Below are 25441 nucleotides of genomic sequence, written 5' to 3'. Positions count from 1 at the left end.
GCAATATCATTGACCTTTACATGCTGCCTGTCCACTCCATTGGACATATGCGCGAAGATTTGCATCCCGACCCGATACCGCCGCAGACAATCAGGACGCGCCTGATCGCCTGGCGCAACCGGCTGTTCGCAAGTCGCAGCTTCCAGCGCCATGCCGCGCGCAATCCCTTGCTTCGGCCCATCGCGCGGCGCCGGGCGCGCGCAGTCTTCGACCTCGTAGCGGGGTTCACCTACACGCAGACGACGCTGGCGGCGGTCGAGTCCGGCCTGCTCGATCGACTCGAACATGGCCCCGCCTCGCTTGCCGACGTCGAGGCGACGACCGGGCTGAACGGTGACGCCGCCGCGCGCCTCGCGCGCGCCGCGGCTGCAATCGGCCTCGCCGAAGAAGCAGAACCTGGCTGGTGGCTGCTCGGCCGGCACGGCGCGGCGCTGCAGGGCAATCCGGGTGCGATTGCCATGATTCGCCACCACCGCCTGCTCTACGCCGATCTCGTCGATCCGCTGGCCTTGCTGAAGGACGACCGACGCGACCCGACAAACCTCTCGAGCTTCTGGACCTACTCGGCCGAGCCACATGACGCATCGCATCCGACCGGCGCGGCGGGGGAATATTCACGACTCATGGCCGATTCGCAGGCGGCGGTCGCAGACGAAGTCATCGCAGCTTTCCGGTTCGACAATCATCGATCGCTGTTGGATGTCGGCGGGGGAAGCGGCACCTTCCTGCGCCGCGTGTCTGCCGCGCATCCCGACCTGCGCCTGGGCCTGTTCGACCTGCCCGATGTCGTCGCCCTGGCGCGCAAGCGCTTCGAACAGGATCACCATGGCACCCAACCCGAATTCCACGCGGGAAACTTCCTCACCGACTCGATTCCCCGAGGCTACGACCTGGTCTCGCTGGTCAGGATCCTCCACGATCACGACGATGCTCCGGCGCAGAAACTCCTGCAAGATATCCACAGGGCCATGCGACCGGGCGCGCAGCTTCTTGTCGCCGAACCCATGGCCGCGACACCCGGGGCCGAGGCGATGGGGGATGCCTATTTCGGCCTCTATCTGTGGGCGATGGGCTCCGGAAGACCCCGGCGCGCCGAAGAAATCCATGCGATGCTCGCCGAGGCGGGCTTTGCGCGTTCGCGCGCGATCACCACACACCAGCCGCTGATAACCTCCCTGATCGTTGCCACAGCCTGACACTCGAACTGTCATTCATATTTGACACATTGGGGCGTTAGGCGTAGCTGACATATTGCACATCGCTTTCCCGAGAAGCGGGTGCAGAGGGAGAGAGCGCACGGCAATGGATGCGATGGCGGTCACACTCGAGGCTCCGCGGCGCTTGGCGCTGAAGCGTCTCGCCCTGCGCCCCCTCGGGCCGTCGGACGTCGCCGTCGCCATCCGCTTCAGCGGCATTAGCAGCGGGACCGAGAAACTGCTCTGGTCGGGCGAAATGCCCAATTTCCCCGGCATGGGCTATCCGCTGGTGCCCGGTTACGAATCCGTCGGCCGCATCGTCGAAGCGGGCGAGGAGGCGAAAGAGCGGATCGGCGAATGGGTCTTCGTGCCCGGTGCGGATTGCTATGCCGATGCGCGCGGCCTGTTCGGGGGCACGGCGCAGCGCGTAATCGTCCCCTCTGCCCGCGCTTTGCCCGTCGAGGAGGACCTGGCCGAAAAAGGCGTGCTCTATGCGCTTGCCGCTACCGCGCTGCATGCGCTCAAGGGCGGCGAACCGCCCGAACTAATCGTCGGCCACGGCGTCCTAGGGCGGTTGCTCGCACGCATGACGATCGCCTCGGGCGCGCCGGCTCCCACGGTGTGGGACAACAAGCCGCATCGCCGGACGGGCGCCGTCGGCTATGACGTGATCGCACCCAAGGATGACGAGCGCCAAGACTATCGCACCATCATCGATGCGAGCGGCAGCAGCGACGTCTTCGACATTCTGATCAACCGGCTCGGACGCGGCGGCGAGATCGTGCTGGCGGGCTTTTATACCAGTCGGATCAGCTTCGCCTTTCCGCCAGCCTTCCAGTGCGAAGCGCGGCTGCGCGTGGCCGCCGAATGGCAGGCGGACGACCTCGCCTCGACCCGCGCAATGATCGAATCCGGCGAACTCGACCTGTCGGGTCTGATTTCCGACATCGCACCCGCCGCACAGGCCCAAGAAGCCTATCCGGCGGCCTTTCACGACCGGGACTGCCTCAAGATGGTCCTCGACTGGAGCGAATACGCATGACGATGCTCGAAACCCAAGCCCAGGCACTGCGTGAGGAAGCCGCGATCGAACCCGATCCGGTGCCCTCGAACGAGGTGACCAAGGAAACGCAGATCATCGCGATCTACGGCAAGGGAGGATCGGGCAAGAGCTTCGCACTCTCCAACCTCAGCTACATGATGGCGCAGCAGGGCAAGCGCGTGCTGCTGATCGGCTGCGATCCCAAGTCCGATACGACCAGCCTGCTGTTCGGCGGCAAGAACTGCCCGACGATCATCGAGACGTCATCGAAGAAGAAGCTCGCGGGCGAGGAAGTCACCATCGAGGATGTGTGCTTCCAGCGCGACGGCGTGTTCGCGATGGAACTCGGCGGGCCCGAAGTCGGGCGTGGCTGCGGTGGGCGCGGCATCATCCACGGCTTCGAGCTGATGGAGAAGCTGGGCTTCCACGAATGGGGCTTCGACTACGTCCTGCTCGACTTCCTCGGTGATGTGGTGTGCGGCGGGTTCGGCCTGCCGATCGCGCGCGACATGTGTCAGAAGGTGATCGTCGTCGGCTCGAACGATTTGCAATCGCTCTACGTCGCCAACAATGTCTGCAAAGCGGTCGAATATTTCCGCAAGATGGGCGGCAATGTCGGCGTCGCCGGCATGATCGTGAACAAGGACGACGGTACGGGGGAGGCCAAGGCCTTCGCCGATGCGGTCGACATCCCGGTATTGACGGCGATTCCCGCCGACGAGGATATCCGCCGCAAATCGGCCAATTACCAGATCATCGGCAAGCCCGGCGGCGAATGGGCCGGACTGTTCGAGGAACTTGCCGAGAATGTCGCCAAGGCGCCCCCGCAACAGCCCAAGCCTCTGGAACAGGACGGACTGCTGGACCTGTTCAGCGCCGACGAGACCGGCGGTGACGTCAAGCTCGTGCCCGCCACCCAGGCGGATATGCGCGGCGGTTCCTACGAACCCAAGCCATCGCTCGAGGTGGTTTATGACGAGGTGTAGCGGATGACCGATTTCGCCTCCGACGTGGCCGACGCGCGCGAACCCGACCGTCTGGATCTCGATCCGGACGGCGCCGGTGACAGCGGCTGCCACGGGGGTGCGGAACGGATGCAGGAAGCGGCGCGCAAGGCCGGCCAGAGCGAGCTGCTCGACCGCTATGCCGCCGACTATCCGAAAGGGCCGCACGACCAGCCGCAGAGCATGTGCCCCGCCTTCGGCTCGCTGCGCGTGGGACTGAGGATGCGGCGCACCGCGACCGTCCTCTCGGGCAGCGCCTGCTGCGTCTACGGCCTCACCTTCACTTCCCACTTCTACGGGGCACGGCGCACGGTCGGCTACGTTCCCTTCAGTTCCGAAACGCTGGTCACCGGCAAGCTGTTCGAGGACATCAAGGAAGCGGTCGAACAGCTCGCCGATCCGGACCAATACGACACCATCGTGGTCACCAATCTGTGCGTGCCCACAGCCAGCGGCGTGCCGCTGCGGCTGCTGCCGGACCAGATCAACGGCGTGCGGATCGTCGGCATCGACGTGCCCGGTTTCGGCGTGCCGACCCATGCCGAGGCGAAGGATGTGCTTGCGGGCGCCATGCTCGAATATGCCCGCAAGGAAGCCGAACTTGGCCCCGTGGCGGCCCCGAAAGAGCGTTCGGATCGTCCCACGGTAACCTTGCTGGGCGAAATGTTTCCCGCCGATCCGGTGGGCATCGGGATGATGCTGGAGCCCCTGGGGCTCGCAGCAGGCCCGGTCGTTCCCACGCGCGAATGGCGCGAGCTCTACGCCGCGCTCGATTGCGCCACCGTCGCCGCGATCCATCCCTTCTATACCGCCAGCATCCGCGAATTCGACAAGGCCGGCCGCAGCGTCGTTGGTTCGGCCCCGGTGGGCGCGGACGGCACCGCCGCCTGGCTCGAGGCGATCGGCAGCGCGTGCAACGTCGAACGCGCGAAAATCGACGCCGCGAAAGACGCGATGGTCGGCGCCATTCGCGGGGCCCTGGCCGCCATGCCCGTAAAGGGCCGGATCACCGTCTCGGGCTACGAGGGCTCCGAACTGCTGGTCGCGCGGCTGCTGATCGAAAGCGGCGCGGAGGTGCCCTATGTCGGCACCGCCTGCCCCAAGACCCCATGGTCCGATCCCGACCGCGACTGGCTCGAGGCCAAGGACGTGCGCGTCAATTACCGCGCCAGCCTCGAAGAGGATATCGCGGCGGTCGAGGAATTCGGCCCCGACCTGGCGATCGGCACCACGCCGGTCGTCCAGCATGCCAAGCAGAACGCGGTTCCCGCGCTCTATTTCACCAATCTGATCTCCGCCCGCCCTCTGATGGGCCCGGCGGGAGCCGGCAGTCTCGCGCAGGTGGTCAATGCCGCGCTCGCCAACAAAGCGCGGTTCGACCGCATGTCGGAATTTTTCGGCGATGCGGGCACGGGCGATGCGGCCGGAATCTGGGAAGACACGCCGGTCGACCGGCCCAAGTTCAAGAAGAAATTCGCGGCGCAAACGGCAGCGGCCATCAAGGCGGCCGGGGCGGTGGGCACGTGACCCTCGTCCTCGATCATGACCGGGCGGGCGGATACTGGGGCGCCGTCTATGTCTTCACCGCGGTGAAGGGGCTGCAGGTGGTGATCGACGGCCCCGTGGGGTGCGAGAACCTGCCGGTTACCTCGGTCCTACATTACACCGACGGGCTTCCGCCGCACGAATTGCCGATCGTCGTGACAGGCCTTGGCGAGGAAGAGCTCGGCAAGACCGGTACCGAGGGCGCGATGAAGCGCGCCTGGGAAACGCTCGATCCCGAATTGCCTTCGGTGGTGGTGACCGGCTCGATCGCCGAAATGATCGGCGGCGGGGTGACGCCCGAAGGCACCACGATCAAGCGCTTCCTGCCGCGCACGATCGACGAGGACCAGTGGCAGAGCGCCGACCGCGCGCTGAGCTGGCTGTGGACCGAGTTCGGGCCGAAGAAGATGCCCGCGCTCAAGCCCGTCAAGGAGGGCGCGAAGCCCAAGGTCAACATCATCGGCCCCGCCTACGGCATGTTCAACATGGCCAGCGACCTCGCCGAGATCCGGCGGCTCGTCGAAGGTATCGGCGCGGAGGTCAACATGTCCTTCCCGCTGGGCAGCCATCTCGCCGACGTCCGCCGGCTCGCCGATGCGCAGGCCAATGTCTGCATGTATCGCGAATACGGGCGCAATCTGTGCGAACTGCTCGAGCGGCCCTATTTCCAGGCCCCGGTGGGCCTCACCAGCACCACCAAGTTCCTGCGCGCGCTGGGCGAGGAGCTCGGGCTCGATCCCGAACCCTTCATCGCCCGCGAGAAGCACACCACGATCAAGCCGCTGTGGGACCTGTGGCGCTCGGTCACGCAGGACTTCTTCGGCACCGCCAACTTCGGCATCTGCGCCAACGAGACCTATGCCCGCGGCATCCGCGTCTTCCTCGAGGAGGACATGGGACTGCCGTGCAGCTTCGCTTTCGCCCGTTCGGCCGGCGTGAAGCCGCGCAACGAGGACGTGCGCGCAGCCATCCAAGCCAATCCTCCGCTGGTGGTCTTCGGCTCCTACAACGAGCGGATGTATCTCGCCGAAACGGCCGGGACGGGCCACGGGCCGTCGGGTCAGTTCATCGCGGCGAGCTTCCCCGGCGCGGCGATCCGCCGCCATACCGGCACGCCTTTCATGGGCTATGCCGGCGCGACCTATCTCGTGCAGGAAGTGTGCAATGCGCTGTTCGACGCGCTGTTCCACATCCTGCCGCTCGGCTCCGACCTCGACAAGGTCGAGCCGACCCTCGCCAAGGACCACGAGGAACTGCCCTGGGATGCCGATGCCAAGGCCAAGCTCGACGCGCTCGTCGAAGCGCAGCCGGTGCTGGTCCGCATTTCCGCCGCCAAGCGCCTGCGCGACGCCGCCGAACGCGTGGCCCGTCGCCAGGGGCATACCAGCGTTTCCGCCGACTGCCTCGCCGATGTCCTGCTCGAAGGATCGCTCGCATGAGCGCCGTCGCACCCGATCGCCCGCCAGCGGGCCTCACCATCCCCGCGGGTCCGCCCGCGCGGATACCGTCGGGGGCACGTCGTCCCCACCACCTCGCAACTGATTGGGAGATAAACCAATGAACGATCCGACACTCGGTGACGATCGCTTTGGCTTGCGGACCTACCTGACGCCCGAAGAGGCCAAGGAATTCCACAAGATTTTCATGAGCAGCTTCCTCGGCTTCACTGCGATTGCCGTCGTCGCTCACGTCCTCGTCTGGGTCTGGAGGCCGTGGCTCTGACCGCGCAATCCGCCTGAGCGAAGCGCCACCGACGGCCCATCCCCAGGCACTGCCCGACACATTGAAGGAGAAAAACAATGTGGAGAATTTGGCTCATTTTCGATCCGCGCAGGGCGCTCGTCGCACTGTTCGTATTCCTGTTCGTCCTCGCGCTGCTGATTCACTTCATCCTGCTCAGCACCAACCGCTACAACTGGCTGGACGGCGCAAGCGCCGCACCGGCGACGACGGCGGCCACTGAAAGCGTGACGCGAACGGGCTGAACGCCGGGTCGATCGAGCGCAGGCGGGATTCGCCTGCCTGCCTCCGGCCATCGAGTAGGTACCCGATGAGCCTGCCCGCCAAGGTAGGAAGGATAGAGCTATGGCGCTGCTGAGTTTCGAGCGGAAATACCGCGTGCGGGGTGGTACGCTGATAGGCGGCGACCTGTTCGACTTCTGGGTCGGTCCCTTTTATGTCGGCTTCTTCGGCGTGACGACGGCGATCAGCGCCCTTCTGGGTACTCTGCTGATCTTCGCCTCCGCGTCGCAGGGGCCGACATGGAACCCCTGGCTCATCTCGATCGAACCACCGCCCATCGAAGCGGGGCTAGCCGCAGCTCCGCTCAACGAAGGCGGATACTGGCAGATCATCACGGTCTGCGCGCTGGTCGCCTTCATTTCGTGGGCACTGAGACAGGTGGAAATCAGTCGCAAGCTGGGCATCGGCTACCACGTGCCGATCGCCTTCAGCTTCGCGATACTCGCCTATGCGACGCTGGTGGTCGTGCGGCCGCTGTGGATGGGGGCCTGGGGCCACGGCTTTCCCTACGGCATCTTCACCCATCTCGATTGGGTGTCGAATACCGGCTATATGTATGTGAATTTCCACTATAATCCGCTGCATATGGTGGCGGTGTCCTTCTTTTTCGTCACCTGCTTCGCGCTGGCGCTGCACGGATCGCTGATCCTTTCTGCCGTCAACGTGCCCAAGGGCGAGAAAGTGAAGACGCCCGAACACGAAGATACCTATTTTCGCGATTTCATCGGCTATTCGATCGGCACGCTGGGCATCCACCGCCTCGGCCTGTTGCTGGCGCTCAACGCCGGCTTCTGGAGCGCGGCCTGCATGATCCTTGCCGGTCCGCTCTACCAGGGCAGTTTCCCCGAATGGTGGGACTGGTGGAAGAGCATCCCGATCTGGTCCTGAGGAGGCCCTGAGCAATGGCACGCTATTACAATATCTTCACCCAGGTGCAGCTTCAGACCGCTCCCGAAATGGGCGTCCCGCTGCCGCCGGGCGATGAAGAGCGCTATCGGCTGACCGGCTACAACTACTGGTTCGGCAAATTCGGCCAGGCCCAGCTCGGACCGATCTATCTCGGTTGGCTGGGGCTTGCCTCGCTGCTGTTCGGTTTCCTCGCGATCTCGATCATCGGGTGGAACATGGCGGCGCAGGTCGATTACAGCCCGATCGCCTTCATGCGCGAATTCTTCTGGCTTTCGCTCGATCCGCCCGGGCCCGAATGGGGCTTCAGCCCGTTCGTCCCGCTGGCCGAGGGCGGCTGGTTCATTCTGACCGGCTTCTTCCTTACCCTCTCGATCCTGCTGTGGTGGGTGCGTTCCTATCGCCGGGCCGTATCGCTGGGCATGGGGCTGCATGTCTGCTGGGCCTTCGCCAGTGCGATCTGGCTGTTCCTGGTGCTGGGTTTCCTTCGCCCGATGTTGATGGGCAGCTGGTCGGAAGCGGTGCCCTACGGCATCTTCCCGCACCTCGACTGGACCAACAATTTCTCGCTGATCTACGGCAACCTGTTCTACAACCCGTTCCACGCGCTCTCGATCACCTTCCTTTACGGTTCGGCGCTGCTGTTCGCGATGCACGGGGCGACGATCCTCGCGGTCAGCCGCTATGGCGGCGAGCGCGAGATCGAACAGATCACCGATCGCGGTACGGCCTCCGAGCGTGCCGGACTGTTCTGGCGCTGGACGATGGGCTTCAACGCATCGATGGAATCGATCCATCGCTGGGCTTGGTGGTTTGCGGTGCTGACCACGCTGACCGGCGGGATCGGCATCCTTTTGACGGGAACGGTGGTGGACAATTGGTACCTGTGGGCACAGCAGCATAATTACGCGCCCGGCTGACCCGTCCACCATTGCCAAGCTTGGAACCCGGCTCCCACGGCCGGGTTCTTTTTTGCCGTGATGTCGGTGAACCTAGGCGCCGCCTCCGCTTCGCCGGCGCAGGTCGAGCAGGTGCAGCGGGAAAGCGAGCGCGACCGGCACCGAGATCCAGTACCATGGCGCCCCGACCAGCGCGGCGCGCAGGCCCAGCACCAGCAGCGCCGCGGGACCGAGCAAACCTGCCAGATCGCGCCAGGCGAAGCCGCGCATCCGGAGCCAGATCGCCTCGACCAGCAGCACCGCCAGCACGATGTCCGCCGCATGGCCGCTGCGAAATAGCGCCTCCATCAACCGAAGGGGCCGTTGAGCTCGATCACCTGCCAGTTGAGCGCGCCGGCGATCGTCACCCAGATCAGATAAGGCACCAGCGCAAAGCCGGCGAGCCTCGAATAGCGCCCGCAGAACAGGATCAGCGCGCCCACCGAGAGCCACAGCAGCAGCAGTTCGGCAAAGGCCCAGTCGGGCCGCTGGATGCGGAAGAAGATCAGGCTCCACAGGATGTTGAGGAAGCCATTGAGCGCGAACAGGCCGATCACCGTATCCGCCACGCGCGTGGTCGGCGCTGCGCGCCAGGTGCTTACGGCGGCAACCGCGGCCAGGGCGAAGATCAGCGTCCAGGCAATTCCGAAGACGGGATCGGGCGGTGCCCAGGCGGGTTTTTCGAGCGCCTGGTACCAGGGACCCAGATCGGTGATCGTAGCGCCAAGCATCGCCACGCCCAGCGCCGCGACACCTGCCACTATGATCGGCAGCAACCAACTTCGATTCATCAGGCGGCGGCCCTCAATCCCAGCAGATGGGCACAATCCTTGAGGAAAATTCGCGCATGGGCAAGCGGTTTGGCGCGTACCAGCCGTTTGTTCATATAGGCCTGCCAGGTCAGTTGCTGCACGTCCTTGTCGGCGCACATGGTCACAAAACGCTCGCGCCGCTTGTCGCTCGAATACCAGAAATACTGCATGATCCCGAGCACCCAGAAGACCTTGCCATGCTCGCGCATGAAGTTCTTACGCGCCATGCGCAGCGCCTTGGGATTGGCGGTGCGCAGGAATTCCTGCGCGGCTTGCGCCACATGGCGCCCACCGGTCATCGCGTAATAGATGCCCTCGCCCGATGCCGGAGCGACCACGCCCGCCGCATCGCCGGCGACGATAACGTCGCTGCCATTGTCCCAGCGCTTGAGCGGCTTGAGCGGGATCGGCGCGCCTTCCTTGCGGATCGTTTCGCAGGCATCGAGCCCCAGCTCGCCGCGCATCGTCGCCACCGTTTCGCGCAAGGGGAAGCCCTTGTTCGCGCTGCCCAGCCCGATGCTGGCAGTGCCGCCATGCGGGAAGACCCAGGCATAGAAATCGGGCGACAGCTTGCCCTGGTAGAACACGTCGCAACGCGATCCGTCGAAGGCCTCGGTCGTTTCTTCGGGCGAGCGGATGATTTCGTGATAGGCGAACACGCAGGGCATCTGGTCCGCCTTGGGGATATTCTGCCGCGCGACGGCCGAGCGCGCGCCATCGGCGCCGATCACCAGCCGGGTCCGGACGCGCTCGATCTCGCTGCCGCGCGACCGGCGATAGCAGACGGTCGTGCCCTCGCTCTCGCTGCGCTCGATATGCTCGAACGTGCCGGTGCGACGCTCCGCTCCGGCTTGTGCAGCCCGCTCGCGCAGCCATTCGTCGAACACGTCGCGATCGACCATGCCGACATAGCCGATTTCGCCCACCGGCATGTCGACCTTGCGGTTCGAAGGCGCGATCATGCGCGCCGAGCGTGCGCGCGCCACCAGCAGGCTCTGCGGCACGTCGAAATCCTGCAGCAGCCGCGGGGGAACAGCCCCGCCGCAAGGCTTGATGCGCCCCGCGCGGTCGAGCAGCAGGACCTTGCGCCCGGCAGTTGCCAGATCGGCCGCGGCGGTGGCCCCTGCAGGTCCGCCTCCGACCACCACTGCGTCGTAGATCGTCTCGGTCATACCGTTGCCACCTCCCTTGTGTCTGCGCGCCGGCGCCGCGTCGCGTGGAGTGCCAGCCCCGCCGCGATTACGAACAGGCACGCCTCGATTGCGAATATCAGCTGGAAGGCAGTGCCATCCTGCCCCTGCGCGCGGCGGGCGATATCGACGCCCAGCGCGCCGGCGAGTCCGCCCAGACCGAAGGCAATGGCCTGCGCCGCGCCCCACACGCCCATACGCACGCCTTCGCGAGTTTTCCGGCCCGCCCCGGCAAGCCCCATCATCGCCCCGATCGCGGCGACCGCGAACAGGCCATTACAAAGGCCGAGCACGAAGACGTTCGCGGTCAACGGCCAGCCGGGTCCGTAAAGCGCGCCCGCAGCGAGGCCGGCCAGCGCAAGTGCGGAACCGCTGCAGCCGGCGACGATCCAGAAGCGCAGATCGACCGGCAGGCGTCCGGCAAAGGCGCTGCCGCCGATCCCCGCGCAGATCATGCCAATCAGCACGCCGCCATGCTGGATCCCGGCGAGCTGGGTCGATTGGCCCGGTGTCATGCCGAAGACGAGGCCGGCAAAGGGCTCGAGAATGAGGTCCTGCATGCTGTAGGCGAGCATCGATACGAAGATGAATACGGTAAAGCGGCGCGCGGCGTTTTCATGGAGGATTTCGCGCAGCGCCTCGGGAAATCCGGGCACCTCGCCGCGTGGTTGCGTGTCGAAGCCGAAGGGAACCTCCGGCTCGAGCTTGCGCACGGCCAGCACGCTCACCACCAGCGCGGCGACTGCAACCCCGCTGGCTACCAGCGCGAGCCGTTGCGGCGAAAAGGGGTCGAGCAGCGCGCCGGCCACTCCTGCCGAGGCCACGATCCCGGCGACCATCATGATCCAGGTCGTCGCAGCAGCAGCCGCGCGGCGTTCGGGGGCGACACCCGAGGCGAGCAGAGCGAGCATCGATGTCCCGCTCGCCCCCACGCCCATGCCGATCAGAGTGAAGGCGGCGATTGCCAGGATCGCACCGACCACGGGGTTTGCGGCCATCAGGACGGTCGCGTTCACCGCCATGAGTGCGCCCAGCGCCAGCGCCGCCATGCCGCCCAGGATCCACGGCGTGCGTTTCCTTCCCCGGTCGGAACCATGGCCCCATAGCGGGCGGGTGAGCTGAACCGCGTAATGCCAGGCGACCAACCCCGCGGGGATCGCCGCGGCGAGCGCATATTCGACCACCATCACGCGGTTGAGCAGCGAGGTCGCCAGCATGACGATCGCGCCGATCGAGGCCTGCACGCAACCGAGACGGACAATCGCGAGCCAGCCGAATCCCCGGGTCGATCGCGTCGTCACAGATATCCTCCCAGACCAAGCGCGGACGCCAGCATGCCGAGGACGTAAAGTGTTACTCCGGTCGCATTGTACCAGGGAGCGAAACGCGCCGGGTCCTTCAGCAGGCGAGCCATCAGCAGCACTTGCCCGAGCAACAGGGCGCTCACGATCAGCGCGGACAGCGCGTGGCCCCAAATGGCGAGCAAGGCAATCACGATGACCTGTGCGGCGGCCATCACGAAGCAGGCGAGCAGGGCTGCGCGGCGGACGCCCAGCGTCACCGGCAGCGAGCGCAGGCCGGTGATCCGGTCGCCTTCGACCGCCTTGAAATCGTTGAGCACCATGATCCCGAACGCGCCCGCGCTGTAGAGCAGCAGGATCGCGATTACCGGCAGGCTCGGCAGCCCGCCCGCCATCACGCTGGCGCCGGTGAACCAGCTGAGCCCCTCATAGGTGAGCCCGACGGTCGCCGGCCCTGCCCAACCGCTCGCCTTGAGGCGGAAGGGCGGCGCGCTGTAGGCCCAGGCGAGCGCCAGACCCAATATGGCAGCGACGAAGACCCAAAACCCGAGCATTGCCGCAAGCCCCAGCGACAGCAGCGTCCCGGCTACCGCGATGCCGAGGCCCCAGCGCCCTGCGACCCTGCCGGATGGAATCGGCCGGTGGGGTTCGTTGATCGCATCGACATGCCGGTCGAACCAGTCGTTGACCGCCTGGCTGGTGCCGCAGACGAAGGGCCCGGCCAGCAGAATCCCGCCGACGACGAACAGCCAGCGTTCGTCGAATGCCGCGCCGGCGGATACCACGCCGCAGCCAAAGGCCCACATCGGGGGGAACCATGTTATCGGCTTGAGAAGTTCGACGACCGAAGATGCCGCCGGAATCGGCGCCGTCCGAGTCGAGGCCGCCGAACGAAGCATGGGGCAACGCTATGCCTGACGGGTGTGGGCGTCAATTCATTTTGACACTCATTGTGCAGGAAAACCCTATTCGGAGTCGGCGGGCAGGTTTCCGAGGCCGTAGCGGTGCAGCTTGGAGTAAAGGCTCTGACGGCTCAGGCCGAGAATTTCGGCGGCCGAAGCGCGGTTGTCCGAGGTATAAAGCAGTGCCGCTTCGATACACAGGCGCTCGATCAGGTCGGTGCTTTGGCGAACGATATCCTTGAGCGGCATGCGCCCGACCAGCTCGGTAAGCTGTTCGACCGAGCGTGGCATGTCGTCGGACCCGGGTGGCAGGTCGCGCAGGCGCCGCGCGATCGGCCGGATGACGAAACCGTAATGGCGCTCGTCCGCGCCGGTCGCGATCGCCGAGACTTCTATCGGCTCGTCGTCGCCGCCATTCACCGCGCGTAGAATGGTGGCGACGTTGCGCGCCTCGCCATCCTTGTCGACCTGGCTGGCGATGAGATCGAGATCGATCCCCGGCCTGCCGATGAAGGTCGACAGATGGGAGCCGCGTAGCTGGTCAATCCCGGCCGCCCGGGCAAGCTCGACGAAAGCCATATTGGTGGCAACGATGCCCATGCGCGCATCGGTAAGCACGAAAGCGTCGGGCATGTGTTCTATGACGTCGAGCACGGGTGCCACGTCGGGCTCGATCGATCGCTGTGCATCTTCGAAACGGACGAGCAGGTATTGCCGCCGGTCCTGGCTGAAGCCTGAGGCGGACAGCGTCACTTCTCGCCCGCCCTTGTCGAGCGTGACCGCCACGGGTGAGACTGCATTCGTAACCAGCGCCGAGCCCAGATGCGCGGTGACAGTCGAACCGCTCTTGCGCGAGAACAGGCCGAGCAGTTTCTTGTCGGCCAGCGAACCCGCCTTGGCACCGACCAGTGCATGGGCCGCGGGATTGGCTTCACGGATACGATAATCGGACGCCTCGACGATCATCACCGGCTCGCGCGAGCTTTCGAACAGCAGGCGATAGCGTGCCTCGACATGGCGCATGCGGATGTAATCGCGCTCAAGCGATTGCTGGACCTTGAGCAGGCGCTGCTGGACCTTGCCGATTTCGCGCAGATCGCGCCCGAAGGCGATCGCCCGTTCGCCGCCATTGATGCTGACGACAACATATTTGATCGGGACGTCGCCCTCGCGCGAAGGATGATTGACCTGGCGCCAGTGCTGCACCTCGCCCTTGCGTGCCGCGGCCAGCATTTCCATGATCTTGGGCCGACTCTCGGCGGTCACCGTGTCGAGCCAATTGTCGCCGATCCATTGTTCGAATTCGGGGAATGCGTTGGGGTCGAAAGAGCCGTCGAGAATGTTGCCGGTCTTGTCCAACACGAGCACGACATCGCCCGCCACCATCGCCAGCGTCTTGGCCGCGTCGCGATCGATGGCGTCGAACACCTCCCCGGAATCGGCGAAGGGCCGTTTCTCGTCCAAGCTGTGCTTCCTGGTCAGCATCCGGTTCTCGTGCCTACGATGCGTGCTAAGCGCTAAGTTTCACGTCCTCCACCAGGCGTGCGGCGAGTCTGAGCGCCGCTTCGGCATCGACGGCTGTTCCGTCGGCACCGACCTCGCCGACGAGGTCGGGATTGGAATTGACCGCTCGCCCTCCGATGAGGATCTGCGTTCGGGGGTTTACGGAAACACTGCGAATTGCACTAATCAATTGGGAGACGGGGCCGCTAGGACAATCGCATGAAATGGTCAATCCTACGAGGTCGAACGACTTTTCCGATATCAGCCGCAGCAATTCGCGCCGTTCGGGGTCGATGAGAGCCTCGCTGTCCCACCCGGCCCGCGCGAAGATTTCGTCTATGATCAGCGAACCGAACCCATGCTGGTCGCCCGGCATCGGTGAGAACAGAGCGGTACGCCCCGGACCCATCGCATGAACTGCCGGAGGCGAACGCGCGGCAATCTCGCGCATGACTTCCTGCAGGCGCCACAACCCCATAGTCACATCGACGAAGTCGCATTCGTCGGCCTCCCAAAGCTGGCCGAGCCACCGCGCAGAGGGCGCGAGGAGGTCGAGAAAAACGGCCTCAACGCTAACTCCGCGGTCCAGGAAGGATTCCACTTCCGCAAGCAACTGGTCCGCCTCGAGAGTCAGCGGAAGGGAAGCGAACTGCTCTGCCGCATCGGCTCCGATCACCGGCTTGTCGTCCGCCGGCGGATACGAAGCCCGCGCGGAAAACTTGAAAAGCAGGCGAGGGATGAAATCCCCCTCGATGATCGTCCCGAGCGTTTCGCCGGACGGATTGGTCGAAGTACCTGGCCGGGTTTCCTGCTGCCGTTTCAGACCGCTCAGCGGGTTTGAAATCGCCTTGAGCAGGGCAGCAGAGCCCGTACCGATTACCGATGCCATTTCAGACTCTCCCAGTCTGGTAGCGGCGCGGATCGCGTCAGTCCCGGCGTGTCAATGTTCGTATGCCGACTCCGTCCGAGAATCGGGAGCGTAGGCGTATTTGCCCAAGCTGGCAAATCCCTGAGTGTCTATTTTTATTGTCGTCCACTTTGATTGACACATGAGGGTGTCGAGGCGTAGTCTCCCGCTGGAGAGTGGAGGCAGTGCGAAGAAATGGAGAGGCTGGATCGCTCATTACCCACCGCAAACCCACGGGTAAGCGGGCGCGACCGAGACCGGATGCTCTACTCGCCGGAAGAGCGGCTACGCCGCGACGAGTCGCCCTGGACAGTGGTGCAGGGCATTCTCGCCCCCCTCCAGTTCCTTATCTTTCTCGTCAGTCTGGCGTTGGTCTTCCGCTATTTTTCCACCGGTGCGGGTGCGCTCGCGGCGGATATCTCGATCATCGCCAAGACGCTCGCGCTTTACGCAATCATGGTGACCGGCTCGATCTGGGAAAAGCAGGTCTTCGGCAAATGGCTGTTTGCCCGCCCGTTCTTCTGGGAAGATGTTTTCTCGATGGTCGTGATCGCGCTGCACACGGCCTATCTCGTGATGCTCGTGGGCGGTATCGGCACGCTCGATCAGCGGCTGTTCGTCGCGCTGGCAGCCTATGCCACCTATGTCGTGAATGCCGGGCAGTTCCTGCTCAAGCTGCGCGCCGCGCGGCTCGAAATGCCTGCGCGAACGGCGGTGGCGGGATGACCGGCGCGCTGCCCCTCCCCGAAGCAGGCGCCGATTGCGCCCCGGTGCTACGCGAACGAGGCCAGCGCGAGGTTTTCTGCGGCTTGACCGGCATCGTCTGGCTGCACCGCAAGATGCAGGACGCCTTTTTCCTCGTCGTCGGCTCACGCACCTGTGCGCACCTGCTGCAATCGGCAGCGGGGGTGATGATCTTCGCCGAGCCGCGTTTCGCCACGGCGATCATCGAGGAGCGCGACCTTGCAGGCATGGCCGACTGCCACGAGGAACTCGACCGCGTAGTCGACCGCCTGCTCGAGCGGCGGCCCGAGATCGCGACACTGTTCCTCGTCGGTTCCTGCCCTTCCGAAGTCATCAAGTTGGACCTTGCCAAAGCCGCCGAACGGTTGGGGGCGAAACACGCCGGCAGCACGCGCATCCTCAACTATTCGGGTAGCGGGATCGAGACCACCTTCACCGAGGGCGAGGATGCCTGCCTCGCCTCCTTGGTCCCCGCAATGCCTGCCGAGCCCGCCGATGCTGCGCCGTCGCTGCTGCTGGTCGGATCGCTGCCCGACATCGTCGAGGACCAGTTCTTGCGGCTGTTCGCGCAGCTCGGGATCGAAAGCGTCGGCTGCCTCCCCGCACGCGCCGCGACCGATCTGCCCGCGGTGGGACCCAACACGAGGGTGCTGCTCGCCCAGCCCTTCCTCGGCGAGACATTGCGCGCATTGCAGGATCGCGGCGCCACCCATTGCCGTGCCCCCTTCCCCTTCGGTGCGGAAGGCACCACTGCCTGGCTCAAGGCCGCAGCCGATGCCTTCGGTGTCGACGAGATGCATTTCAACCGCACCGTCGCGCCGGGCCGCGAACGCGCCAAGCGCGCGCTCGAGCATCAGCGCGAACGGCTCGCGGGCAAGCGCATTTCCTTCCTTCCCGATTCGCAGCTGGAAGTTCCCCTGGCGCGCTTCCTTGCCGCCGAATGCGGCATGGCGCCGGTGGAAGTGGGCACCCCCTACCTCCATCGCGCGATCCTCGCCGACGAACTGCCCCAACTGCCCACCAATACCCGGCTGAGCGAAGGCCAGGACGTCGACCGTCAGCTCGACCGGGTACGCGCCGACCGGCCCGACCTCACCGTGTGCGGCCTCGGCCTAGCAAATCCGCTCGAAGCCGAAGGTCTCTCGACCAAATGGGCGATCGAACTCGTCTTCTCGCCGATTCACGGCTTCGACCAGGCGGGCGACCTCGCCGAACTCTTTGCGCGACCGCTGCGGCGGCGCGATGTGCTGGAGGTGTAGCGGTGCAGCTGGCGGTCTGGACATATGAAGGCCCCCCGCATGTCGGCGCAATGCGCGTCGCGACCGCGATGGAAGGCGTCCACTACCTGCTCCACGCGCCGCAGGGCGATACCTATGCCGACCTGCTCTTCACCATGATCGAGCGCCGGAACAAGCGCCCGCCGGTCACCTACACGACCTTCCAGGCGCGCGATCTGGGCAAGGATACTGCGCAGCTGTTTCAGGATGCCGCGCGCGATGCGCTCGAGCGTTTCCGGCCGCAGGCGATGCTGGTCGGCGCCTCGTGTACCGCCGAGCTGATCCAGGACGATCCGGCGGGCCTGGCCGAGAACATGCAGCTGCCCTGCCCGGTCGTCCCGCTCGAACTGCCCAGTTACCAGCGCAAGGAGAACTGGGGCGCGGCCGAAACCTTTTACCAGATCGTGCGCCATCTTGCCGATAGCGAGGTGGAACCGCGCCAGGGCGATGTCGCTCTCGTAAACATTCTCGGCCCGACAGCGCTCGGCTTTCGCCATCGCGACGATGTGCGTGAAATCCGGGCGCTGCTCGACACGCTCGGTATCGAGGTCAATCTGGTTGCCCCGCTCGATGCATCCCCGGCGGATATCGCACGGATCGGCGCGGCGGATTTCAACATCGTGCTCTATCCCGAAACCGGCGAAGAGGCGGCGCGCTGGCTCGAGCGGACCTTCGGCCAGCCTGCTATCCGCACCGTGCCGATCGGCGTTGGGGCGACCCGCCAGTTCATCCACGAGGTCGCCGAACTGGCTGGGGTCGATCCCCAGCCGGCACTGGACAACGACACCTCGCGCATGCCGTGGTGGAGCCGCTCGGTCGATTCGACCTACCTCACCGGGAAACGCGTCTTCATCTTCGGCGACGCGACCCATGCGGTGGCCGCCGCGCGCGTCGCCAGCGAGGAGTTGGGCTTCGAAGTCTGCGGCCTCGGCTGCTACAACCGCGAATTCGCACGCGAGGTGCGCGCCGCAGCCACGGTCTACGGCGTCGAACCGCTCATCACCGACGACCATCTCGCAGTCGAGGAGGCGATCGCCGCAGCGCAGCCCGAATTGGTGCTGGGCACGCAAATGGAGCGCCATATCGCCAAGCGCCTCGGCCTGCCCTGCGCGGTAATCTCCTCCCCCGTGCATGTGCAGGACTTCCCCGCGCGCCACTCGCCGCAAATGGGGTTCGAGGGTGCGAACGTAATCTTCGATACCTGGGTGCATCCGCTGGTGATGGGCCTCGAAGAGCACCTGCTGACGATGTTCCGCGAAGATTTCGAATTCGCCGACGAGGCGGGGGCTTCGCATCTTCACGCGCATGCGCCGCAACATCGCGCCCCGGTCGTGTCGAGCGAAGTCGAGACCGGCGAGGATGCGTCAGGGCAAGGTCTCTCGACTACGCTCGAAACGAACGGCGGTGCGGGGTTGTGGACCGACGAGGCCGAGCGCGAGTTGAAGAAGATTCCCTTCTTCGTACGCGGCAAGGCGCGGCGGAACACCGAATTGTTCGCCGCCAACGAAGGTCGCGCGCGGATCGATCTCGACACGCTCTACGATGCGAAGGCGCATTATGCTCGGTAGCGCGCTCCCTCCGGTCCGCGTCGTCATCGTGACGCTGGACAACCACCTCCAGGGGGCGGTCGAACGCGCCGGAGAGAGCCTGGCGCACGAAAAGATCGACCTCGTGCTCCACGCCGCGTCCGACTGGGATCGCGATCCCGGTGCGCTGGCGCGGGCCGAGGCGGACGTCGCGCGCGCCGACATCGTCGTCGCCTCCATGCTGTTCCTCGACGATCACGTCCGCGCGATCCGTCCCGCACTGGAGGCGCGCCGCGAGCAGTGCGACGCGATGCTCGGGCTGATGTCGGCGGGCGAGATCGTCAAGCTGACGCGGATGGGCGGCTATCGCATGGATGCGCCCGCGAAGGGCCCGATGGCGCTGCTCAAGAAGCTGCGCGGCTCGAAGAAGCCGGGCACCAGTTCGGGCGCGAAGCAGATGCGCATGCTGCGCCGCCTGCCCAAGATCCTGCGTTTCATCCCCGGCACCGCACAGGATGTGCGCGCCTATTTCCTCACCCTGCAATACTGGCTGGCCGGATCGGACGAGAATGTCGTCCAGATGGTCCGCGCGCTGGTCGACCGCTATGCCGCGGGCGAGCGCGCCGAGCGGCGCGGTTCGACCCCGGCCGAGCCGCCGCAGGACTATCCCGAACTGGGCGTCTATCACCCCCGCGCGCGCCAGCGCATGTCGGAGAGCCTGCGCCTGTTGCCGCGCCGCGGCGGCGCCAATGGCACCGTGGGACTGATCCTGCTGCGATCCTACGTGCTGGGCCGCGATGCCGCGCATTACGATGGCGTGATCGCGGCGATGGAAGCGGCTGGCCTCAAGGTGATCCCCGCCTTTGCCAGCGGCCTCGATGCACGGCCGGCGATCGAGAAATTCTTCATGCGCGACGGCAAGCCGACGGTCGATGCGGTGGTCAACCTCACCGGCTTCTCGTTGGTCGGCGGCCCGGCCTACAACGACACCGAGGCGGCCGTGGAGGTGCTCGGCCAGCTCGACCTGCCCTATATCGCCGCGCATCCAATCGAGTTCCAGCCGCTCGAGCAGTGGCACGATGGCAAGCTCGGCCTGCTGCCGATCGAAGCGACGATGATGGTCGCCATCCCCGAACTCGACGGCGCGATCTGCCCGAGCGTCTTCGGCGGACGCAGCGAGAACGCGGAGGACGGCATCCGGGCGATGCGCTGCCATCCCGAACGCGCGCAGGCGCTGGCGACGAAGACCTCACGGCTGATCGCGCTGCGCAAGGCCCAGCGCGCGCAGCGTAAGCTCGCGATCGTACTGTTCAATTTCCCGCCCAATGCGGGTGCGACCGGCACCGCCGCGCATCTCGCGGTTTACGAGTCGCTCCACGCGACGCTCGCCCGGCTTGCTGCCGAAGGCTACGAGGTCGAAGTCCCCGACAGCGTCGAAGCGCTGCGCGAGGCGATCCTCGCCGGCAATGCCGAGCGTTTCGGCGCCGACGCCAATGTTGCCGCGCGGATACCGGCGGATGCGCATGTCCGCGCCGAACCGCACCTGGCGCAGATCGAAGCGCAATGGGGCCCCGCCCCCGGCCGCCAGCAATCCGACGGCAGCACGATCCACGTCTACGGCGCCCGGTTCGGCAATGTCTTCGTCGGCGTGCAACCCGCCTTCGGATACGAGGGCGATCCGATGCGGCTGCTGTTCGAGGGCGACTTCGCCCCGACCCACGCCTTTGCCGCCTTCTATCGCTGGATTCGGCAGGACTTCGGCGCCGATGCGGTGGTGCATTTCGGCACGCATGGCGCGCTCGAATTCATGCCCGGAAAGCAAGCCGGCCTGTCGGGCGAATGCTGGCCCGAGCGGCTGCTGGGCGACCTGCCCAATTTCAACCTCTATGCTGCCAACAACCCGTCCGAAGGCATCCTCGCCAAACGCCGGGCAAGCGCGACGCTGATCAGCTACCTCACCCCGACGCTCGCCGAAGCCGGGCTCTACAAGGGTTTCGCCGACCTGAAGGCACTGGTCGAGCGATGGCGCGGTACCCGCGGCGACGAAGGCGAGGCCGATGAACGCACCGCGCTAGAGACGATGATCGCCGAGCAATGCGACACGCTCGACATCGACATGGGCGACATCGGCGATCTTGCCGGGCGGCTCTACGAGCTCGAACGCGCACTTATCCCGCATGGCCTGCACGTGTTTGGCGCCGCGCCCGAAGGCGAGGAGCGCGAGGCCTTCCTCGATGCAATGGTCGAAGCCGATCCCGAGACAGACCGCGACAAGGTCGATGCCCTGCTCGCCGCCAATGACGAGCTGGGCGCGTTGATCCACGCGCTCGACGGACGTTACGTGAAACCCGCCCCCGGTGGCGACGTCCTGCGGAATCCGAAAGTCCTGCCGACGGGGCGCAATATCCACGGCTTCGACCCGTTCCGCATCCCGAGTGCGTTTGCTGTCGCAGAAGGCGCGCGGCAGGCGGAACAATTGCTCGCGCGCCACCGTGCGGGCGAGGAGGCGGATTATCCCGAAAGCCTCGCCATGGTGCTGTGGGGCACCGACAACATGAAGAGCGAAGGCGTCCAGCTCGCGCAGGCGCTGGCGCTGATCGGCGCGCGCCCGCGGCTCGACGGATACGGCCGTCTTGCCGGGGCCGAACTGATCCCGCTCGAGGAACTGGGCCGCCCGCGGATCGACGTGGTCGCCACATTGTCGGGCATATTCCGCGACCTGCTTCCGCTGCAGACGCGCATGCTGGCCGAAGCCGCCTGGCTCGCCACCAGCGCCGACGAGCCGGTGGAACAAAACTTCGTGCGCAAGCACAGCCTCGCGCATGCGCAGGCGCAGGGCTTCGATCTGGAAACCGCGTCCCTGCGCGTCTTCTCCAATGCGGAAGGGGCCTATGGCGCAAACGTCAACCAGCTGATCGATGGTGGCGTGTGGACCGACCCGGACGAGCTGGCCAATGCCTTCGAGACGCACAAGGGCTTCGCCTATGGCGTCAAGGGCGCGCCGGTGCAGCGCCGCGAACTGCTCGAAAGCGCGCTGGCGGGCGTCGATTTCGCCTATCAGAACCTCGAAAGCGTCGAGGTCGGGATTACCGATCTCGATCAGTATGTCGACGGGCTTGGCGGGATCAGCCGCTCGATCGCCCGGGCCAAGGGTGGCAAGGACGCCCCTGTCTATATCCTCGATGCGACGCAGGGTGCCGCCAAGGTCCGCACACTGGCCGAGCAGATCGATCTGGAGACGCGTACCCGCACGCTCAACCCCAAGTGGTTCGAGGGCATGCTCAAGCACGGTTTCGAAGGCGTGCGGCATATCGAAGGGCACGTGACCAACACGATGGGCTGGTCGGCCACCACCGGCCAGGTCGCCCCCTGGGTCTACCAGCAGATCAGCGAGACCTTCGTGCTCGACCCCGCAATGCGCGAGCGGCTTTCGCGCCTCAACCCCAAGAGTTCCGCCCGCGTCGCCAGCCGCCTGCTCGAAGCCTGCGACCGCGAGCTGTGGCAACCCGACGAAGACACACTGGCCGCGCTGCATGCCGCGAGCAACGATCTGGAAGATCGGCTCGAAGGCGTGGTGGCAGCCGAATGAGGAAGTGACATGAACCTGATCGACCCCAAGGCCAAATTCACTCCCCCCGACGGCGAGGGCAGCGTGCAGGTGCAACTCGACCCGCGCGACGCGATCAAGGGGGCCAAGGTCTTCGCCGTCTACGGCAAGGGTGGGATCGGCAAGTCGACCACATCCTCCAACCTTTCGGCGGCCTTCTCCAAGCTCGGCCACCGCGTGCTGCAGATCGGCTGCGATCCCAAGCACGACAGCACCTTCACCCTCACCAAGAAGCTGATGCCGACCGTCATCGACGTGCTCGAAACGGTCGAATTCCATTCGGAAGAACTGAGGCCCGAGGACTATATGTTCGAAGGCTTCAACGGCGTCATGTGCGTAGAGGCAGGCGGCCCGCCGGCGGGTACCGGCTGCGGCGGCTATGTCGTCGGCCAGACGGTGAAACTGCTCAAGCAGCACCATTTGCTCGAAGATACCGATGTGGTGATCTTCGACGTGCTGGGCGACGTAGTGTGCGGCGGGTTCGCCGCGCCACTCCAGCATGCCGAGCGCGCGCTGGTGGTCGCAGCCAACGATTTCGACAGCATTTTCGCAATGAATCGCATCGCCGCCGCCATCAATGCCAAGGCCAAGAATTACGACGTTCGGTTGGCGGGTGTGATCGCCAACCGCAGCCGCGAGACCGACGAAATCGACCGCTTCGCCAAGGCGACCGGCCTCGAACGGCTGGCCCATTTCCGCGATGTCGACGCGATTCGGCGCAGTCGGCTGAAGAAATGCACCCTCTTCGAAATGAATGCGGCCGAAGAGGGCGTGGCAGAGGCGCAGGCTGAATACCTGCGGTTGGCGCAGATGCTGTGGGACGGGGTCGATCCGCTGGAGGCCAGTCCGATGAAAGACCGCGATATCTTCGATTTCCTGGGGTTCGAATGATGGCTACCCATGCACCCACCCGTTACGACGCACAGCGCGAAAAGCTCGCCGCCTATTTCGACGGCACCGCACGCAAGGCGTGGATCGACCTCACCTCCGACGCCAAGGTCAGCGGTATCCGCGCCACGGTTCGTGCAGGACGCGACGCCATGCGCGCGCAATTGCTCGACTGGCTGCCCGACGACTTGCGGCGCCAGCGCGTGCTGGACGCGGGCTGCGGCACCGGCGCGCTGAGCGTGGAGACGGCCTGTCGCGGAGCGAAAGTGGTCGCGGTCGATATCGCTGGCGGCCTGGTCGACATCGCACGTGAGCGGGCTCCGAGTTTCCTCGGTCATGGCACGATCGACTGGCATGTCGGCGACATGCTCGATCCTGGCCTGGGCGAATTCGATCACATCGCCGCGATGGATTCGCTGATCCACTACCGCGCCGGCGACATTGTCGAAACGCTAGATGCGCTCGGGCGCCGCTGCCACGGATCGATGGTCTTCACCTTCGCGCCGCACTCGCCATTGCTCGGCGCGATGCATCTTGTCGGCAAGCTGTTCCCACGCGGCAATCGTTCGCCCGCGATTGTGCCGGTCAGGGAAGCGCAGCTGCGCCGCCGGCTAAGTGAGCTACGCGACTGGCGCATCGGCCGATGCGAGCGGATTTCGAGCGGATTTTACACTTCGCAAGCCATGGAGCTGGTGCGCCGATGACCGAACCGGTCCGCCTTGCCTCTCGCTGGACGAAGGTAGCCACGGCCTGGCTGCCCTTCGCCGACGCGGCGAGCGCGGATTTGCCGCTGGGCCGCCTGCTGCGGCTTGCGCTGTTCCAGGTCAGTGTGGGCATGGCGGCAGTGCTGCTCAACGGCACGCTCAACCGGGTGATGATCGTCGAACTTTCGATCCCCGCCTGGCTGGTTGCCCTGATGATTGCGATCCCGCTGCTGGTCGCGCCCTTCCGTGCCTTGATCGGCCATCGCTCGGACACACACCGCTCGGTGCTCGGCTGGCGCCGCGTGCCCTTCATCTGGTTCGGCACGCTGATGCAGTTCGGCGGTCTGGCGATCATGCCCTTCGCGCTGCTGCTGCTGGGGCGGCCCGAGGATGTCTCGCTCGGCGTGGTCGCAAGCATGCTCGCCTTCCTCCTGACCGGTGCAGGCATGCACATGACGCAGACCGCGGGCCTTGCGCTGGCGACCGACCTCGCGCCCGAGGACAAGCGCCCGCGCGCGGTCGCGCTGCTCTATGTGATGCTGCTCCTCGGTACGATGGTGGCCGCGCTCGCCATGGGCGCGCTGCTGGCCGATTTCTCGCCCACCCGGCTGGTGCAGGTGATCCAGGGCGCCGCCGTGCTGACCTTCGCGCTCAACCTCGTTGCGCTGTGGAAGCAGGAAGCGCGCGGGGCGGCGCTTCCCCCACCCTCCGACACTACCCCGCGCTTCGCCGAATTGTGGCGCGGCTTCGTGGCGCAGGGACGCACCGCACGGCTGCTCGCGGCGATCGGAATCGGCGCGGCGGGCTTTGCCATGCAGGATGCGCTGCTCGAGCCCTATGGCGGCGAGATCCTCGCGCTGTCGGTCGGTGCGACCACGGCGCTTACGGGTGCCTGGGCGGCGGGTGCGCTGGCCGGTTTCGCGCTGTCCGGACGTTCGCTCGCCCGCGGCGGCGATCCGCTTCGCCTTGCCGGGAACGGGCTGGTCGTGGGCGTTTCCGCCTTCCTCATGATCCTCTTTGCCGCGCCGTTCCAGTCGGTCGCGCTGCTCTTCGCGGGGGCCTGCGCCATCGGCCTCGGCCTCGGCCTGTTCTCGGTCGGCACGCTGATCGAGGCGATGGGCCTCGCCCGGGACGAAGGCGCTGGACTGGCGCTCGGCGCATGGGGCGCGGTCCAGGCGAGCTGCGCCGGGCTCGCCATCGCGCTAGGCGGCGCGCTGCGCGATCTGGTCTCCAGCCTCGCTGCCGGCGGCCTCTTCGGTGGCGCGCTGGGCAGCCCGGCGACCGGATATGCCGCAGTCTACGGCATCGAAATTCTCTTACTTCTCGCGGGCCTCGTCGCGCTCGGCCCGCTGGTGAACCAGAACCGCGAGCGCGCCTTTGTCGCCACCGGGCCCTTCGGCCTGCGCGAGTTCCCGACATGATTGCCT

23 protein-coding genes are annotated in these 25441 nt (G+C 65.8%); 16 read left to right on the top strand and 7 right to left on the bottom strand.

Features of this window, described 5'->3' with window-relative positions; all coding sequences use genetic code 11:
• Positions 1-47: 47 nt before the first annotated feature.
• From ACQY4G_RS10420 to pufM, 9 genes are all read left to right on the top strand, one after another.
• Entirely contained in the window at positions 48-1196 is a 1149-nt protein-coding gene (locus tag ACQY4G_RS10420) for a methyltransferase (protein ID WP_421990765.1), read from the top strand.
• Between the two features lie 106 nt (positions 1197-1302).
• On the top strand, positions 1303-2238 hold the full coding sequence (gene bchC / locus ACQY4G_RS10415; protein WP_421990763.1) for a chlorophyll synthesis pathway protein BchC: 936 nt from the start codon (positions 1303-1305) through the stop codon (positions 2236-2238).
• The gene (locus ACQY4G_RS10410) at positions 2235-3224 is read left to right on the top strand and encodes a chlorophyllide a reductase iron protein subunit X (protein ID WP_291178857.1); all 990 of its coding nucleotides are present in this window, start codon (positions 2235-2237) and stop codon (positions 3222-3224) included. The genes bchC and ACQY4G_RS10410 overlap by 4 nt, the downstream gene beginning before the upstream one ends.
• 3 nt (positions 3225-3227) lie before the next feature.
• On the top strand, positions 3228-4769 hold the full coding sequence (gene bchY / locus ACQY4G_RS10405) for a chlorophyllide a reductase subunit Y (protein ID WP_421990761.1): 1542 nt from the start codon (positions 3228-3230) through the stop codon (positions 4767-4769).
• Complete coding sequence (gene bchZ / locus ACQY4G_RS10400) at positions 4766-6226, top strand: chlorophyllide a reductase subunit Z (RefSeq protein WP_421990759.1); 1461 nt, start codon at positions 4766-4768, stop codon at positions 6224-6226. The genes bchY and bchZ overlap by 4 nt, the downstream gene beginning before the upstream one ends.
• A gap of 118 nt (positions 6227-6344) precedes the next feature.
• Positions 6345-6509, top strand: a complete 165-nt coding sequence (gene pufB, locus ACQY4G_RS10395) for a light-harvesting antenna LH1, beta subunit (RefSeq protein WP_421990757.1) — start codon at positions 6345-6347, stop codon at positions 6507-6509.
• Positions 6510-6586: 77 nt separating this feature from the next.
• Positions 6587-6772, top strand: coding sequence for a light-harvesting antenna LH1, alpha subunit (gene pufA / locus ACQY4G_RS10390; protein ID WP_067695126.1), 186 nt, complete (start codon positions 6587-6589; stop codon positions 6770-6772).
• A gap of 100 nt (positions 6773-6872) precedes the next feature.
• Complete coding sequence (pufL, locus tag ACQY4G_RS10385) at positions 6873-7697, top strand: photosynthetic reaction center subunit L (RefSeq protein WP_067695124.1); 825 nt, start codon at positions 6873-6875, stop codon at positions 7695-7697.
• 14 nt (positions 7698-7711) lie between these two features.
• The gene (gene pufM / locus ACQY4G_RS10380) at positions 7712-8635 is read left to right on the top strand and encodes a photosynthetic reaction center subunit M (RefSeq protein ID WP_067695121.1); all 924 of its coding nucleotides are present in this window, start codon (positions 7712-7714) and stop codon (positions 8633-8635) included.
• Between the two features lie 72 nt (positions 8636-8707).
• Here the strand turns inward: pufM and ACQY4G_RS10375 are convergent, their stop codons facing one another.
• The 7 genes from ACQY4G_RS10375 to ACQY4G_RS10345 form a co-directional block, all read right to left on the bottom strand.
• Positions 8708-8962 (bottom strand): hypothetical protein, encoded by a 255-nt coding sequence (locus ACQY4G_RS10375; RefSeq protein WP_421990755.1) that lies wholly within the window; start codon positions 8960-8962, stop codon positions 8708-8710.
• Positions 8962-9444, bottom strand: a complete 483-nt coding sequence (locus tag ACQY4G_RS10370; protein WP_198147711.1) for a TspO/MBR family protein — start codon at positions 9442-9444, stop codon at positions 8962-8964. Before ACQY4G_RS10370 ends, ACQY4G_RS10375 begins: the two co-directional genes overlap by 1 nt.
• Complete coding sequence (locus ACQY4G_RS10365; protein WP_421990753.1) at positions 9444-10637, bottom strand: geranylgeranyl diphosphate reductase; 1194 nt, start codon at positions 10635-10637, stop codon at positions 9444-9446. The genes ACQY4G_RS10370 and ACQY4G_RS10365 overlap by 1 nt, the downstream gene beginning before the upstream one ends.
• Positions 10634-11956 carry a BCD family MFS transporter gene (locus ACQY4G_RS10360; protein WP_421990751.1) on the bottom strand — a complete coding sequence of 441 codons (1323 nt, stop codon included), beginning with the start codon at positions 11954-11956 and terminating at the stop codon, positions 10634-10636. The genes ACQY4G_RS10365 and ACQY4G_RS10360 overlap by 4 nt, the downstream gene beginning before the upstream one ends.
• Positions 11953-12855, bottom strand: coding sequence for a chlorophyll synthase ChlG (chlG, locus tag ACQY4G_RS10355; protein WP_421990749.1), 903 nt, complete (start codon positions 12853-12855; stop codon positions 11953-11955). Before chlG ends, ACQY4G_RS10360 begins: the two co-directional genes overlap by 4 nt.
• A 66-nt stretch (positions 12856-12921) precedes the next feature.
• Complete coding sequence (ppsR, locus tag ACQY4G_RS10350; protein WP_428483065.1) at positions 12922-14322, bottom strand: transcriptional regulator PpsR; 1401 nt, start codon at positions 14320-14322, stop codon at positions 12922-12924.
• 46 nt (positions 14323-14368) lie between these two features.
• Complete coding sequence (locus ACQY4G_RS10345; RefSeq protein WP_234002397.1) at positions 14369-15250, bottom strand: cobalamin B12-binding domain-containing protein; 882 nt, start codon at positions 15248-15250, stop codon at positions 14369-14371.
• 279 nt (positions 15251-15529) lie between these two features.
• On the opposite strand from ACQY4G_RS10345, the gene bchF reads away from it, so the two are divergent.
• The 7 genes from bchF to ACQY4G_RS10310 are packed head-to-tail and all read left to right on the top strand — an operon-like array spanning position 15530 to position 25435.
• Entirely contained in the window at positions 15530-15994 is a 465-nt protein-coding gene (gene bchF, locus ACQY4G_RS10340; protein WP_067695111.1) for a 2-vinyl bacteriochlorophyllide hydratase, read from the top strand.
• Positions 15991-17271 (top strand): ferredoxin:protochlorophyllide reductase (ATP-dependent) subunit N, encoded by a 1281-nt coding sequence (locus ACQY4G_RS10335; RefSeq protein ID WP_421990745.1) that lies wholly within the window; start codon positions 15991-15993, stop codon positions 17269-17271. Before bchF ends, ACQY4G_RS10335 begins: the two co-directional genes overlap by 4 nt.
• Before the next feature lie 2 nt (positions 17272-17273).
• Entirely contained in the window at positions 17274-18857 is a 1584-nt protein-coding gene (gene bchB / locus ACQY4G_RS10330; protein ID WP_421990743.1) for a ferredoxin:protochlorophyllide reductase (ATP-dependent) subunit B, read from the top strand.
• On the top strand, positions 18847-22404 hold the full coding sequence (locus ACQY4G_RS10325) for a magnesium chelatase subunit H (RefSeq protein ID WP_421990741.1): 3558 nt from the start codon (positions 18847-18849) through the stop codon (positions 22402-22404). The genes bchB and ACQY4G_RS10325 overlap by 11 nt, the downstream gene beginning before the upstream one ends.
• Positions 22405-22413: 9 nt before the next feature.
• Entirely contained in the window at positions 22414-23313 is a 900-nt protein-coding gene (bchL, locus tag ACQY4G_RS10320; protein WP_421990739.1) for a ferredoxin:protochlorophyllide reductase (ATP-dependent) iron-sulfur ATP-binding protein, read from the top strand.
• Complete coding sequence (bchM, locus tag ACQY4G_RS10315) at positions 23313-24014, top strand: magnesium protoporphyrin IX methyltransferase (RefSeq protein WP_421993618.1); 702 nt, start codon at positions 23313-23315, stop codon at positions 24012-24014. Before bchL ends, bchM begins: the two co-directional genes overlap by 1 nt.
• On the top strand, positions 24011-25435 hold the full coding sequence (locus ACQY4G_RS10310) for a BCD family MFS transporter (protein WP_421990737.1): 1425 nt from the start codon (positions 24011-24013) through the stop codon (positions 25433-25435). Before bchM ends, ACQY4G_RS10310 begins: the two co-directional genes overlap by 4 nt.
• The last annotated feature ends 6 nt before the right edge of the window (positions 25436-25441 follow it).

This window comes from Qipengyuania sp., from assembly GCF_965277845.1.
Taxonomy (GTDB): Bacteria; Pseudomonadota; Alphaproteobacteria; order Sphingomonadales; family Sphingomonadaceae; genus Qipengyuania.
Note: the sequence above shows the minus strand (reverse complement) of the source record. Positions and strands in the feature narration are given on the sequence as shown.